The sequence below is a fragment of the Paenibacillus sp. L3-i20 genome (assembly GCF_022180385.2).
Taxonomy (GTDB): domain Bacteria; phylum Bacillota; class Bacilli; order Paenibacillales; family Paenibacillaceae; genus Pristimantibacillus.
This window is the reverse complement of the sequence record NZ_BQME02000001.1, coordinates 453974-470095: the sequence shown is the minus strand read 5'-3', so window position 1 is coordinate 470095 and position 16122 is coordinate 453974. Positions and strand designations below refer to the sequence as shown.

The window sequence follows — 16122 nt, the reverse complement described above, 5'->3', positions numbered from 1 at the left end:
TAATGATTATTTTTTTAATGTTAATACCATTATTTTTAGTTCCGAGCAATGTATTTGCTTCTAATAATAATGAAAGCAAGCTTCTGCTCATATACGATAGTTTAGCCAAAGGAACACCTCAAGAGGGAAATATTGAGTCACTTAAGAGGATACTCGCTGCATTGGGGTTTAATGTGAAGCTGCAATCCATTGAGAACTATCAATCGGGTGAATTAAGCGGGTACAACAAACTTATTGTTGTAAGGAATATGCTGAATAATTTTATCAATGATCAGTTTGAAAAGGATTTGTCCCCCTATAAGGGGGCGTATCTCCACATCGGGCATGAACGGCCTTCGTTTTTAAAGAGCAAATTTCCAGTTGAAATGGCTCTTTCTGTTCCTGATCGAGCGAAGATTACGATAGGTGGCTTAGATCAGTTAAATATTACGGCAAGTGCAGAGCGAATACCGATTATTTTACATACATCTGGAGAAAAATATGGTGGATTGGAATTGGCTAGTCATACTGAAAAGTTTCCCTACAGTGTGAAGTGGGGACAGGTTGCATTTGTACCTTATTTCGGTACTGGCTTTGGGGCTGAAATTTCTATGGGATATGTGTTGGCGGATTGGCTTGGTATACAAAATGACGGACAAATCTATCTCATCTTTAAGGAGATATATCCGTTTAGCGATTTAAAGCTACTGGAAAGTGCAGCAAATCAGCTTTATGAAGCGGGGATCCCCTTTATATTTAGTATCCGGCCGGTATTCTATAACACCGATTACCCAGCAATGAAGCGATATTTAGAAGTGCTGAAATATGTACAATCGAGAGATGGATCCATCTTCGTCGATGCTCCTGTGGCATCTTTAGCTGCTGGAATACAGAAGGACTTGCTCAAAGAGAAAATGACTGGATTTATTGACCTGTTGGCAGCAAATGGGATCGTACCGCTTGGTATTGGAGTTTCCTCCGAGTTGTATTGGAGAAATGGGGACCAGTTTGTAGAGAAGGGCATGTCATTTTTTAACTCTGCAATATTGTTTAGGGACGATATTCCAGAATTGGTGAAGGAAGCTGAACCGGGGAGATCATTTTTTTCTTCACCCATAAGCGTTCGCTGGAATGATGTGATCTCAACATTAGGCCGTCCAGAGGCAAGCCGTGTTCTTCCTTTGGACTTGGCGGTGACTTTCGACTTTGCAACTGGAACAGCCGAGTGGGAGGAGCAATTGCAGGAGCTAAAGGAAAGCTGGATCTCCTTCGATGATTATAAATATAGTCCTCATCGAACCGAAACAGAGGAGTACGTTATGGAATCTAAGGAAGGCCTATTATTTGTGAATAAGGAGGAAATAAGTATTGTTCATACGATAAGCAGTGTATTACCGGATTATGAGTATAGAGAGAAAGAAACAAAAAGTTTAGAGGGACTGTTTAAGGTCCAAAACAATTTTTATCTTATTGTAATTGGTGTTTCGTTATTGCTGTTCAGTGGGTTATTCGTTATCGGATATCGACTGTACAAACGGAAATATTTGAAATAAGGAGGGCTATATGACAGTTGCAGATATTTTGATGGTCATCGCAGTGTTTTGTATATGGTCCTTGTTGCTTGTCAATATTGTATTGATTATTGCGGGATATTTGTACTACATGAAATGCGAGAAAGAACCAGAACCGACTATAAAGGGAACTGTTCCGTTTGTGAGTATTATGGTTCCTGCACATAATGAAGGAATCGTTATCGTACCAACGGTGGAGTCGTTGCTCGCTCTTGATTATCCTCAAGATAAGTACGAAATTATCGTCATTAATGATAACTCTTCAGATAATAGTGCGGAGTTGCTAGCTGCTCTGCAATCGAAGTATGACGATAGGAATCTGATCATTATTAATACAGATAATGTGATAGGTGGCAAAGGGAAATCAAACGCGCTGAATATCGGTTTCAAGCAAAGTAAGGGTGAGCTCATCGCGATCTATGATGCAGACAATACTCCTGAGAAAACAGCGCTTAGATATCTAGTTGCGGAGATTACAAATGATGATAAGCTCGGAGCTGTAATTGGAAAGTTTCGTACGAGAAACCGCGATGCGAGCTTACTTACCCGTTTCATTAATATTGAGACGTTGTCCTTTCAATGGATGGCGCAAGCAGGAAGATGGCAATTATTTAAGCTCTGCACCATTCCAGGAACTAACTTTTTGATGAGACGATCTATCATTGAAGCAATTGGTGGTTGGGATGTTAAGGCAATCGCAGAGGATACGGAAATTAGCTTCCGAATTTATATGATGGGCTACAGGATCAAGTTTCAGCCCAAATCAGTCACATGGGAACAGGAGCCGCAAACACTCAAGGTTTGGTTTAAACAGCGAACGAGATGGGCTAAAGGGAATATTTATGTCATCGTGAAAAATGCTCCATTACTATTTGATCGTTCAGCCAAAAACATCCGTTTTGACATCGTATATTTCTTGTCCATTTACTTTCTTCTTCTCACTTCGCTAATTATTTCTGACGTATTGCTGTTGCTCCATGCGTTAGGGTTGGTCTATACGACCATTGCCGGTTTTAGTTCACTTTTATGGACTCTTGCTATCGTGTTATTTATTACCGGTACATTCATTACATTAACGACGGAGAAGGGAGAAATGAGTCTCTCGAATCTATTGCTCATCTTGCTGATGTATGTGACATATAGCCAGATGTGGATGGTAGTAGCTGCTTACGGCTTATATAACTTTATAAAAGATACTATTTTCAAAAGGGAAGTGAAATGGTACAAGACAGAACGTTACTAGCGAAAGGGGAGAAAATGATGATAAAAAATAGTTCGTCTCGAATAATAACTGCACTAGTAGCAGCATTAATAATGTTTACATCTACACCACTGAGTGCAAATGCACTTGGTTATCCGATTTTATTATCCGAGCAGGATCGTTATTTGTCAGGCATTATGGCATCGAATCAAAGTTATTTCCAGCTTCCATCTTATTGGAATGTTGAGTCAGCTACTGTCAAATTAGATTACACAGCATCACAGCTTTCGAAACAGGAGCAATCCAGTGTGACGTTGTTTGTGAATGGGACACCGTTTTACTCTTTCCGACCGATTATCAAAGAAAATCAGAAACAGCATCTTCAAGTTAATATCCCAAAGGGTCTTCTTATTAAAGGATCTAATTTATTGACCATCGAAGGCGGCATTCGAACAACAGAAGATAAATTGGTATGTTCTTGGGATGAAACTAGAGATAACTGGCTTCACGTCTATAAATCGACGTCAGTAGATATCAACTATTCATTGAATCCTCATGAAGGTACAATTAAAGACTTCAGTGAGCGATTTGTCGGCATGGATACGATGAACAGCTCAAACAATGTCATTGTTTTACCAACAAAAAGTGATCATGCCGCTTTGGAAACTGCAACGCATGTCATATCTGGATACGCTAAAGGAGACGTGGTAAAGGCAGGACCTCTAACGTTGCAGCCATTTACTGACATGACTTGGCCAACAAAACCATATGTAGTAGCGGTCTCACTTCATAAAGATTTGCCTGCAGTTGTGAAAGATCAATTAACTCCACAAGATTGGAGTAAAGTTGCAGTCATACAAGTTGTCGAGAATGGTGCTCAGCAAGTTCTTGTTGTTACTTCTGGTGAACCAACTTTGCTAGTCAAAGCGGGGAGATTGTTAGCCAATCAGGAGATGGTGATGCAGCTTGATAGCAACATAAAAGTTGTAAATGAAAGCACTGAAATCAACACTCCTGACGTAGCTATTCAACGTACAATGAAGCTTACCGAAACAGGGGACAAGCTTACAGGAGTATATCATCAGGAACGCAAGTACTTTATTACATTACCAGCCAACCGAGTGATTGCTGATTCAAGTCAAATTCATTTAGATTTCAGGTATGCCAAAAATCTGGATTTTGACCGTTCTATGGTTACAATCCTTGTAGACGACAAACCGATAGGAAGTAAAAAATTAAGCGAGGACTTAGCAGACAATGATTCATTAACGCTGACGATCCCCAAAAATTTAAACGTTGCGGGTAACTTTGAGATTACAGCTGCGTTTGATTTGGAGTTAAAAAGCAATTATTGTGTTCGAAATGACGCTCAAATGCCTTGGGCTTTTATAACGAATGATACAGTACTTAAACTGAATACGAAGGAGCAAACCGATTTACTATTCGATAATTACCCTTATCCATTTGTAAGTGATGGAAACTTCAACAACGTAGCTGTAGTATTGCCAAAGGAACTTGACCGTTCGACGTATCAAACCTTATCGAACGTATTTAGTTTACTCGGACAATATGCGGAAGGAAATAGGGGGGAAGTTCGTTTTTATAACGGAGAGGAAAGTTCGGATAATTGGGCAAAAAAGAACGTAATTGCGATCGGCAGTTACGCCGATAACTCACTCATACGCGATAATAACGAAAAGCTTTATTTCAAATATGATAACAATGGAAAAGGTTTTATATCAAACGAGAAAATGAGTATTGAGTCACGATATGGAACACAGATAGGGGCGCTTCAATTACTGGAGTCTCCGTATCAAGCAGGAAGAGGTCTGCTCGTCATCTCAGGTTCGAGTTCACAACATGGACTGCTGGCTTCCAAACTAATTGCTGCCGAAAAGGACAGATGGAAAGTTTGGGGAGATGCAGTCATGGCGGATAAAGACGGCACGGTGGCTGCATTCCGCTTCAAGCAACAGGCGGAAGCTGAACCGAAAGGAATGTTTGAAAATATTGTTGACCGACCGGATATACTAAGTTTCCTCGTTGCCGCAATTCTCGTACTTGCGCTCGTTATGATCTCGCTACTTCTTATGGTTCGTAAATATCGAAACAAGCGAGGTGGCAGAAATGAAGCGTAGTCGGAGCGGCATTCAATCGGACTTTGGTTTCTTGTTATTAATTGTTTTATGTTTTGTTGGTGTGATGTTTATTTCTGGAGATCAGGATCATTACATTCAAAATCTCATTTTGCTAAATGTGGTGTTTCTGATGGCGATTTTGACGTATTTCACCACAATTACAACAGGGTTAATTTTGAACATCCTCTTTATATTCGGTTATGGTACCTATACGATTTACCAAACGATTGTTGTGGGTGCTGGAGTGGACATTCAAAATTATTTCTGGCTCTTGATGGCTCCACTATATTCTTGTGCTATCTATTTGTTCTCACGTGGCGTACAGAAGATTCAGCAGGAAAATGAGGAGTTAAGGAGCTTAAATGATCAGTTTGCTATGATGGATCAGAACACAAATCTAAAAAATATTTTGTCCTTTCAGAAGGATGCTACCGTCTTTATGGCGTTGTCGAAACGGTATGAAATTCCATTAACACTTCTTGTGATGGAAGTTCGTTATTGGAAAGAAGTTCGTAATATGATTAGTGACGAGCAAATGTCGGATGTGTTGTATGAAATGTCGCAAATGAGCCAAACGAGTATCCGAAACAACGATTCGCTTTATATGCTAGATCAAGAAAACGCAACATGGGGTTTGTTATTATTTACGGATAAGGATGGCTCCAAAATTGTAGTGAATCGGATAAAGGAAGCTGTGGAGCATTTTAATAAAAATGATAAGAAAAAGGATTTCAAAGTAGAATTCCAGCTGCGAATGGGAGGTTTTGAATACGATATCGCATCGGTTCAGTCGCCGCTTGAATTTATTGATAAGGCACGTAAACAGTTGGAATATGATGTGTAATTGGACGAAACACAACTTCCCTCGAAAAAGAGGAGTTGTGTTTTTTACTTAACAACTTTTAGTTGTGGTAGGGTTTTATTTCCACACTTTATTCTCACTTAACGATTTCGTAATCTTAAACCTCATCTGTCTTCTTCAAGTAATGTATAAAATAAAAAGTACTAGTCTTATTGTCAAACATGATGTATTTCGGGTCGATTACGAATGAAGTGGTTAGTGCCCTTGTGAACAAGGGAGGGCGGGACTATATTTAGAATGAGTAGGAAAAATCACCCAAGCAAGGGGGTAAAAAGACCGCTATCCATTTCATCTTGGAGAGCTATAATAAAGTTTGTGGGGAATGTACAACCTGTTTCCCGAAAGTGGTAGAGTATTCCCGATGATACGGCGAGGTGATATGGTGGGCAAAATAGAGACGGTATTGACCAAACAGGGAAAAACGTTTAAAGATTATCGGCATTTGACCATTACGGAAGCAACGAAGGTTTGTATCCTTAATGTCATAAAAGGTCGGTTATATTCCGACAAGAAGACGATAAATCCGACATATGAGCCATATGCCACCAAACAGGAAGCAATCGATCGGCTGAAGGAACTGGCTGATGAATTTAAAAACAAAGGTTTTGTTGAAGAACCGACGGACGTCTTATTTCAGATCGCTGAGAAAGAAATATACGTGTTCGACAAAGCAAAATGGCATTACGAAGGCGACTTTCCGCAACAACTGGATTCCACTCAAGCCTACGTCCCGACGGGCATGTTCATAGCCTGGTTGATTAAAAACGATCTAGTTGGCAAACGAAGCCGCAGGGACGATGGACCGGAAATTGTACTTGTTAAACAGAATGAAATGACTGGAGCCCAATTTTATCGGCAAAACTGGGATGGCGTATTAAGCTCGAATGAATTGTCGGATGAAGCGGATGCATTTGCTCGCGAATACCTCGATATCCATAACGATCTTTATACCGCTGTTGATTTCACGAACATATTGGCAAACGGGCTGCCGACGATCTACCACGTGGAAGATTCGATTGAAAACTATCACATAATAGAGCCGATTATTACCGAGCGTTACCGGGAATGGAAACGTCGCAAAAATTCGGGATTCGCAAGTCGTTTATAACGTTTCGGGATCAGCTAAGGAGGATAGCGATGAATATTACCCAAGATTTCATAGATGAACGTTTCAAAGCATACGTTCTGGAAAACTTTTGTGAAAATCGTGAATGGATTCAGAAGAGTGACGTGGATCGAATCGTATCGCTGAAGCTTGCGAAGCATGGATATTCAAGTCTGAAAGGGATTGAACATTTCGCGTCGCTTGAGGAACTGGATTGCGGTTTTAACCATATTCGGGATCTGGATGTCAGTCAAAACGCTAAGCTCACCAAGCTGGATTGTTATTGGAACATCATTTCGGAATTACAAATCGATCAGAACACAAATTTAAAAGAACTTAACTGCAGTTACAACGCTATGTTTGATTTGCAATTGGATTATAATACGCAGCTTACATATCTCAATTGCGGAAACAATTATTTAATCAGCTTGAACATAACAGGCTGCTCGAATTTGATTGAGCCAGCCGGATCATACTATCAAAGGGATGGGGACTTTTCAATATGATGTCTCGCTATCTTCCTATAAATCCACGATTCTTTATAAGGAGCAAGAACTGTCCATTACAACGGATGCCTCCATCAAAGCCGATATGAAACGACTGACGCCCATCGTTAAGAAAGCATGGGAACACTTTGACGAACTGAGCGATAAAGCGCTGAACCTGATTGCCCAAATGAATCCAGATGAAGATGTGAGCGAGTTAATTCTATCCGAGCTTGAATTTGATAGAGAGGGCTCATTTCGATTGGGTTTCGATGCAGGCGATACCCCGGCCGGGCAACTATGCATTTATGTGGTATTTAATAGTAAGCTTGAAATGAACAGCGATCTCGTTTACGAAACTTATTAATATGAATATGTTTTAGTGATCTGACCCTTCCCAAAAGTGGAAGGTTTTTTTTTTCTATCAGTTCGAATTAGATTCAGCTATTTATAATAGTCATTTGACCGCAGTGAGTTGATAGAGGAATTCTGAATCCGTCACATGTGGAGTGCTGTTCACGTAACAATGCTCGTTCCACATATGGTACAATATAGGTGAATTCTATTTGAATGTAGTTGTGCTGTACAAGCTAATCAAAATCCACAAGCTATATTGCAATTGTCTCAGTAACTTAATAGAGTAGCCTAATGTTAGGCTGAGTGAGAAAGGAAGGGAATGATTCATTTCCCTTCCATTATTTTTATTTTACATCTCAGGGTGGTGAATCGATTATGAAATTGTACGTGACGGTAAAAAGCTTAGGTAAGCGCAAAAATGTGCTGACAAAGCTTGAAATAGAGCTTCTAGTCATTCCGACAACGCTGAGGGAGCTTATTACCGAAGTAGTTAAATGGAATGTACATCAGTTTACGGAGAAGCAACAGAGTACAACGCTGATTCCATTTTTAACAGGAATGGAGATTGAGGAGCGCAAAGAGAATGGGAAGGTAGCATTCGGCTCCGTTTATAATGACCAGATCCCTGATCTTAAACAAGCAATCGAGACCGCAGTAGTAGCTTTTGAAGACGGGCTATATAAAGTGTTTATTCGTGAAGAAGAAAATAGTGATTTGGAATCACCGATTAAGCTTAATGAAGGGGATGAAGTTGTATTTATTAGATTTACAATGTTAGCAGGAAGCATATGGTGAAGGGAGAGAATAAATGATGGAAAAGCAGGGACAACAGAAGCGTTATTTTGCATCACTACAAGAGCGAGCTGAGAGGGTAGACCCTCATCTTTCTTCATTAGCGAAATTAGTAGTAGAGTTAGGTCGAATGGTACGTGTGAATGAGGGGAATTCTACTTTTTTGAAATGTGAAGAGATATTACATTCACTTGCCGCGGGCAATAACGATCAATTATTCGAGCCGCTGGTGAAAGTTGTGAAGCAGCTTACGAATGAGCACACGGGAGAAGTGTTGGCGTATATTGCTGCTCATGCAACTGAATACCCCTATAATACGGGCTATGCACGCAGACCATTCCGTACAACGGAAAAGAGTGCCCATGTTGGTCAAGTGGTTAACAAGATGAGTTCGCTCATCACTATGGATTGTTATGAATTTAATATTATCGATTATTTGACGTTACCCAATTATCCGTTGAGACAGGATTATGAATTGGCACATTCGATCAGTGATGTTATTGCTTATGAGATAGATCGTAACCATACAGAAGTACTTGCAGCACTTAAGGAAATTGTATATGGAGACAACCAAACGGCATTGCTTACTCATGAAATGATCAAAGGGATATTTATGAGTCATAATGAGGAATTGTACGTTATGATGGGCGAGCTATTGACTGCATCACGATTACAAGAAGGACTTCGACAATCCATTGTGGAACGAATGGACGAGGGGACGTTGAAAGCGAACCTGTACATGCTGAAGGTTATCGTTGATAACGGATTTATTCGCTATAGTTCTGTCGTGAGAGCGCTTGGCGTATGGACAGGTATGGGACTGGAAGCAACAAATCAGCGCGTAGTCGGGCAACTTATCGAAGGAGCCTATCAATCTCTGAATGATGAATCCGTTCGTGAGTCTTGGTTGTCTAGCAAAAATGCAAATCATGTCTATTTAAGCTTATGGGCTACAGCAGTTTTCGAAGAACGTAACTTAATTAGTAAAATCCAGTATTTGATGGAGCACGGAGAGCTATACCAAAAGATCATTGCGCAGTATGTACTCGTTAATAGTAAAAATGACGATGTTCGGTATAGCATTGCACGACAATACTTAGATACTGCGGACTCAGAATTACAATATTGGATCTTGTCCAACTATTGTTATGATTACAGCCGTGTATGGAAAAGAGAAGATGACGACGAGCCAAGTATTACATTTGAACGTATCCCTCTTCTAGAAAATAAGGAAGAACGTCGATGTGAGTTTGAACAGCTTAAGGCGATGTTCCTTGGTGGAACTCAAAAAGAGATAGCTTCCACTTCCAAAGTGTTGGATTTTGCACATATTCATTACACGCCAGACCTCCCTATTCGCAAAATGTTATACCTTATCGCCTATGACATGGATAGTGAGTGGATCGCCGAAATTATTGCTCTGAAGGATCGATTAAGTGCGGATACGCGTGGAGAGTTGCTTTCTTATTTCATGAAGGATATGGATAATTCCATTCAGCGTGAATTCATATTTGCTTCTCTATCAGATAAGAGTATGACTAACCGTGATCATGCAATCAATAAGGCGAAAAAACTGACGTTATCGGACGAAGAGTTGATGCTGGTGGAAGGTTTATTGAAGCTAAAGACAGGTTCCTTACGCCAAAGTGCTATAGAACTGCTGTTGAAACAACCAAAGGATAACATGAAAGTCTCGTTGACTAGGTTATTGCAAGGAAAAAGTGAATTGCAGAGATTGGCGGCATTGGAGACGATTGTTGAGATTTTTGAGGATAATGAACGTGCGGAGCAATACGAAGCAGTGAGCTCGCTACCTAAATTAATTGATAGTCCCACACTTAAGGAGCAGCAGTTGATAGGCAGGCTCAATAAAAAAAGTGAATATACAGCAGCGAATGGCTTTGGTCTATTCGATCCCAATGCTATCGAGCCTTGGCTTACAGAAACTCCGGTAATAAGGGAGTTCGAGTGGAACAATGTTTTCCAGTTGTCAACGGAAGATGTGATTCGTTTTCTCTCTGGGCTGGAGCAAGAAATTCATAAACATCGTGATTATGAGTATGAGGTAGAGTATTATTCCGGTTACAAGGAAACGCTGCTGCTAGGTACAGAATTAAGACAGCTTCGCCCATTACATGAGGACGAGGAAGATGCTGCTGTGCTTCCGAAATATCCGCTGCACGACGTTTGGAAAGATTATTTAGAGCGCAGTGATTTGGGAGCATCCCAGTTACTACAGATCTATTTTTATTCGAAAATAGAGCCGCTTGACCAGACGTTGCAACGCTATTATCGGTATTTCATTGATGAGTTGGACTACGCTGAGCTTGAGAAGCATGCGCTGCTAGAAGGTTCACGTAAGGAATTTGCGGAGCAGGTATATCCTGTTGCCCAAATTCAAGAGATTAAAGATGCGCTCACTGGATTTAAGTATAATAGGCAAATCACTAATCTGCTTTATGCTTACTTCATAGATAGTGACAAGAGCGAAACTTTTGATTTAACGATAAATGCCTTGAATGCAGTCATCCAAGCTATGCCAATAGAGAAAGTAGCCAAAGAGTGGGGAATATTGAAACTCTTAGCGGAACCATGGATTTCAATGGCCCGTAGTCGAATATATGATGACAACAGCTTTAAACGAATGTTCCATACTTTTTATACTTTTAATCGCATGAACCCGAATAAGAAAGGTGATTCGAATCTTAACCTTAACGATTATTTACGTGCTGTCGAAGCGGGAATGATCGGTGCAGGGGAAGTATATCGGGAAATAGTCGGCAGTCAAAACGGTCGCAATCATATACGCAATATAACATCTAAACAATATGATTGGATAGACGATAAGCCGATGTTGCTTACGATTCGCCAGACAGCCGTAGAACGGATTTTGGAGGTGGAGCTTGGTCGTGGTGATCTAGCTACTGAAGTAACACCTCTCGCCATGGGGCTGGAGCGGATCGAGGGCATGGAGCATTTCATTCATATCTTATCCGGGTTGCAGCAGGAAACCTTCATTCGCGGCTATATCTATGGATACGGGGATAGCATTACGAAGAAAGAATCCCTTTGTCATCTGCTTAAGGCCAGTTACCCGCGTAAAGGTGAAGATGATACTTTATTGAAACAAATGTTAGAAGGTCTTGATATTACAGAAAAAAGATTGCTAGAAGCAGCCATGTATGCTCCTCAATGGTTGGATATTGTAGCCAATTATTTGAATTGGGATGGGCTGCGTAGTAGCGCTTGGTACTTCCATGCGCATATTAATGAAAGCTTCTCTGCCGAGAAAGAAACGATTGTGGCGCATTATTCACCAATTTCAGCACAAGAGTTTAATGACGGCGCCTTTGATATAAGGTGGTTTAAAGAGGCATACGATACACTCGGAGAGAAGCGATTCGATTTATTGTACGATTGTGCTAAGTATATTTCGGCTGGAGCTAATCACCGAAGATCACAACTTTTTGCAGATGCGACATTGGGTAAGTTAGAGATCATAGATATGCAGAAGTCAGTAGAAGAGAAACGGAATAAGGACCACTTGCTGGGCTATAGCCTTATTCCGCTGGCTGACAATCGAGAGCAAGATATTCGAGAACGTTATGAATTTATTCAGCGCTTCTTGGCGCAAAGCAAAAAGTTTGGCGCTCAGCGTCGGGCAAGTGAAAGCTTGACTTCGCAAATTGCACTTGGCAACCTAGCGAGAAATGCTGGGTACGGAGATGTCATTCGGTTGATGTGGGATATGGAAGCACGAAAGCTGGACGATATGCAATCTTATTTCCAGCCTTATAACCTAGATGAAGAGACGACAGTCCAACTCCTTATTGATGAAGAGGGACAATCTGAGATTGGCATCACCCGAAAAGGGAAAGAGCTGAAAGCCATCCCGGCTAAGTATAAAAAAGATGAGTATATTGCTACATTGAAAGAAATGAAGTCGGAACTGACCGATCAGTATCGGAGAGCCCGCAAAGAGCTAGAACGCTCAATGGAATCAGTTAATACATTCACTTTCCAGGAGTTGAAGGGGTTATCAGGTAATCCAGTAATCACTCCTCTATTACGGACGTTAGTGTTTAAGTCTGGAGAGAGTTTGGGATACTTCGATGCAATTGCAGGAGGGCTTGTCGATCCAGCCGGTAAGTTGATGCTTGTTGGGGAATCAGATGTACTCTATATTGCTCACCCTCTTCATTTGTACGAGAGCGGGCAATGGAGTCAGTATCAGAAGGACTTGTTTGATCGCGAGCTTCGTCAACCATTTAAGCAAGTGTTCCGTGAGTTGTATGTTCCAAATGCAGATGAACAGGCTCAAGGTACAGTTTCTCGCAGATATGCCGGGCACCAAGTACAGCCAAGAAAAACGGTCTCCTTGCTTAAAGGCAGGCAGTGGACAGTTAGTTACGAAGAGGGATTGCAGAAGGTATATTATGCTGAAAATTTGATAGCGAATCTTTATGCAATGGCGGATTGGTTTTCACCTTCGGAGGTTGAAGCCCCTACACTGGAAACCGTCCAGTTCTTAGATCGGAATACGTATAAGAGTGTCACCTTGGATAAAGTTCCTCCTATTTTATTCTCAGAAGTAATGCGGGATATCGATCTAGTCGTAAGTATCGCTCATATTGGCGGCGTCGATCCAGAAGCTAGCTTAACAACGATTGAGATGCGTAGAGTAATTGTTCAAGAGTCGCTTCGACTAATGAAGATTAATAATGTTCGTTTAGATGGTAATTATGCTCGAATTGAAGGCTCTCTTGGTGAATATGGCGTACATTTGGGCAGCGGTATGGTTTACAAGCAGGCTACAGGCGCTATGTATATCATTCCTGTACATTCACAGCATAGAGGCCGCATATTCTTGCCCTTTATTGATGAAGATCCAAAGACAGCAGAAATTTTGTCGAAGATCGTAATGTTGGCTGAGGATAAGAAAATTAAAGATCCACAGATTTTAATGCAGTTGCAATCATAATAGAGGACACTAGCTCTCAAACCACGTGTTCTAGGGCATTTTTGGGGGCTATAAAAAGGGATAATCCGTGTGTACGGGTTATCCCTTTTTTAGGTGTGACCAGCCGCTCCCTCTTACTCGAGTGTAGTTAAAAATAATTCAATTATGGTCGGTTTTTACGCATCCAATCAATAACATTTTCAAAAAAATCTAACGAATATGTATTTGTGCTTGGAAGATTAGATACTGAATTGAGGATTGTTATTATATTTTGCTCAATGCTTTTTGCTTGAATGAATTCTACATAATTCTTGACCTCCGAAAAAACGGCTATTTTTGTATTAAGATTAAATTGATTGGTTATCATAATCATGATAAAATAATGTAGAAAGGAGAGGGACGCTTTGCCTCAAATTAGACCTGTATCCGATCTGCGGAATAATTTTTCGGAAATATCAAAGATTGTTCACGAAAGTCGAGAACCGGTATTTCTTACAAAAAATGGACATGGCGATATGGTGGTCATGAGCATCGAGCAGTATGAGAATATGCAGTACGACAATGAGATTTTTGCAAAACTGAAAGAAGCTGAACTCGAAGCTAATAACTCAGATGTCCGTTATACTCACTCCGAAGTGTTTGATAAAATAAAACAGAACATTCGTAATGGTGACCGGGGGTAACCTCCGGTTTTTTTGCTTTTCTTGACAGTTATTTATTCGCACGATATATTAGGTATGGACATACATATTTTTTTGAGAGAATTTAATAGGTATATTAATACCTAAAAAGGAGATACAGGATGAGTAATATCGACAGGAGTGCCGAACTGAATAGATTGATAGGAAACTCTCTTGATGAGCTAAGGAGAATATACACAACTGAACAATCTATTCGCATTTTTATAGTCATTGCTTCTATCTATTATTTAAATGAAATTGAACAAAGCAACGAGAAGAAAGTTCAATGGGATCGGGATTTTCAAGATAATCCAATTGTAGAATGGTTATATGCCAGAATGAAACAACTGGAGTATAGCGATAAAAAGCTTAAGGGTATTTTCACAGGCCTTGTGGATTCATTCCTTCACTTTTCTAACGATTCTACGAATCGAGCATTGGAAATTTTAATTAAGAACTTGAACCATTATCAATTTGTAAATCTGAATGAAATTGTTCAACTTATTAACTTACTGGCCTCCAAGTTTGTTAGTGGTAAAGGGTACGTCGGAACTCCGGAAGCGATTACTAATCTGGCGCTTAATCTAGTTCGCCTTGAACATATTCAGTTTATTGCCGATTACTGTTCGGGGATTTCGAGTGTTTATCTTGAGATGGTTCACCGTTTGAATGTATCGGGAAAAGAAAACCTCACCTACTACTACGGGGAAGAGATGAATGTTTCGGCATATTTAATTTCCAAACTATTAATGTTTGTAAAAAGTATCCCTAACTTTAATATTGTTAATAAGAATGTCTTAGATCATGTAAGCAGTGGGAGCACGCGTCAAACTTTTGATTTCATTTTTTCGGATGCACCTTTTAACGCAACCTGGAATCAAGAAAATGCATGGAACGATCCTAGATTCGAGTTTGGCATACCACCGAAATCGTCCGCGGATTGGGCATTTTATCAGAATGTTTTATACCATTTGAATGAAAACGGTAAAGCTATTGTAGTCGGTACCAAGGGGACATTGGTAAGAAGTACTGAAGTTCATATAAGAAAATCAATCATAGACAAGGATTTAATTGAAGCAATCATCACCATGCCAGAGAACCTCTATTCCCAAACTAATATCAGTACGGAGCTGATCGTTTTCAATAAAAGGAAACCGAGAGAAAGATGTGGCAAAATATTGTTTATTGATGCCAGTAAATATTCTTGCAAAATAAATAGGTATCAACATGCGATTACTGAAGAGGGTCTCTTAAAGATTGTTGCATCTTATTGGGAGGGAAATGAAGAGGAAAGATTTTGCAGGCTGATTGATGTAGAAAAAATTAAATCCTATAACTATAGCCTCAATCCAAAAGAATATTTAGAATTTGATATTTTGAAAAATTCATTTCAGCATACAGTTAAGCTTGGCGAAATTGCTGAGATTAGGCGCGGTGTTCAATTATCGAAAGAAGAATATGAAGAACTCAAGGAGGCTGCAACTCATTATTTTCTAAATATTAAGGATATCGAGAGTGGGAGAATTTCTTATGACGAAGAGTCGAAAATTACTTATAAAAAGCAAGACTGGCTTGTGAAGTTTGCAATCCAGCCGTTGGATATACTCATCACTTCCAAAGGTTCAGTAATCAAGTTCGCAATAGTTGAAAAACCATTTAATGAGTCGTTTATTAGTGGCAACTTATCCATAATTCGAGTAAACCCTAAACGATACGACGCTTATGTTCTGTATGAATTTTTACAGAGTGATACGGGTCGTAGGATGATTGATGGTATTCAAACGGGAACAACCATAAAATTAATTAACCCATCCAAACTGATGCAACTTGAAATCCCATTATTTACGATGGAATTTATGAATGAAGTAGGAGAACAGTTAAAGAAGAGTAAACAAGAATACGAAGAAATAATAAAGGAAACGGAAGAAAAGTATGTAATGCAAAAAAGAATATTGCTTGAAAGAATGATGATTAAAAACAAACTATAAAGGG

General features: G+C 39.9%; 11 protein-coding genes. All 11 read left to right on the top strand.

The window, feature by feature from the left end:
- The first annotated feature begins 2 nt into the window (after window positions 1-2).
- The gene (locus MFF31_RS02225) at window positions 3-1532 is read left to right on the top strand and encodes a hypothetical protein (protein ID WP_248565383.1); all 1530 of its coding nucleotides are present in this window, start codon (window positions 3-5) and stop codon (window positions 1530-1532) included.
- 10 nt (window positions 1533-1542) lie between these two features.
- Window positions 1543-2793, top strand: coding sequence for a glycosyltransferase family 2 protein (locus tag MFF31_RS02220; protein WP_238186535.1), 1251 nt, complete (start codon window positions 1543-1545; stop codon window positions 2791-2793).
- Window positions 2769-4889 carry a cellulose biosynthesis cyclic di-GMP-binding regulatory protein BcsB gene (locus tag MFF31_RS02215; RefSeq protein ID WP_248565382.1) on the top strand — a complete coding sequence of 707 codons (2121 nt, stop codon included), beginning with the start codon at window positions 2769-2771 and terminating at the stop codon, window positions 4887-4889. Before MFF31_RS02220 ends, MFF31_RS02215 begins: the two co-directional genes overlap by 25 nt.
- The gene (locus tag MFF31_RS02210) at window positions 4879-5733 is read left to right on the top strand and encodes a diguanylate cyclase domain-containing protein (protein WP_238186533.1); all 855 of its coding nucleotides are present in this window, start codon (window positions 4879-4881) and stop codon (window positions 5731-5733) included. Before MFF31_RS02215 ends, MFF31_RS02210 begins: the two co-directional genes overlap by 11 nt.
- A 379-nt stretch (window positions 5734-6112) precedes the next feature.
- The gene (locus tag MFF31_RS02205; protein ID WP_238186532.1) at window positions 6113-6859 is read left to right on the top strand and encodes a DUF7832 domain-containing protein; all 747 of its coding nucleotides are present in this window, start codon (window positions 6113-6115) and stop codon (window positions 6857-6859) included.
- Between the two features lie 29 nt (window positions 6860-6888).
- A complete protein-coding gene (locus MFF31_RS02200; protein WP_238186531.1) occupies window positions 6889-7362 on the top strand; it encodes a leucine-rich repeat domain-containing protein in 474 nt (157 codons plus the stop codon).
- On the top strand, window positions 7343-7708 hold the full coding sequence (locus MFF31_RS02195) for a hypothetical protein (RefSeq protein ID WP_248565381.1): 366 nt from the start codon (window positions 7343-7345) through the stop codon (window positions 7706-7708). Before MFF31_RS02200 ends, MFF31_RS02195 begins: the two co-directional genes overlap by 20 nt.
- A 365-nt stretch (window positions 7709-8073) precedes the next feature.
- Window positions 8074-8493, top strand: coding sequence for a hypothetical protein (locus MFF31_RS02190; RefSeq protein WP_238186529.1), 420 nt, complete (start codon window positions 8074-8076; stop codon window positions 8491-8493).
- Between the two features lie 13 nt (window positions 8494-8506).
- Window positions 8507-13471 (top strand): DUF4132 domain-containing protein, encoded by a 4965-nt coding sequence (locus tag MFF31_RS02185; protein ID WP_238186528.1) that lies wholly within the window; start codon window positions 8507-8509, stop codon window positions 13469-13471.
- A 383-nt stretch (window positions 13472-13854) separates the two neighbouring features.
- The gene (locus MFF31_RS02180) at window positions 13855-14133 is read left to right on the top strand and encodes a type II toxin-antitoxin system Phd/YefM family antitoxin (protein WP_238186527.1); all 279 of its coding nucleotides are present in this window, start codon (window positions 13855-13857) and stop codon (window positions 14131-14133) included.
- Between the two features lie 119 nt (window positions 14134-14252).
- Window positions 14253-16118 (top strand): N-6 DNA methylase, encoded by a 1866-nt coding sequence (locus tag MFF31_RS02175; protein ID WP_238186526.1) that lies wholly within the window; start codon window positions 14253-14255, stop codon window positions 16116-16118.
- The last annotated feature ends 4 nt before the right edge of the window (window positions 16119-16122 follow it).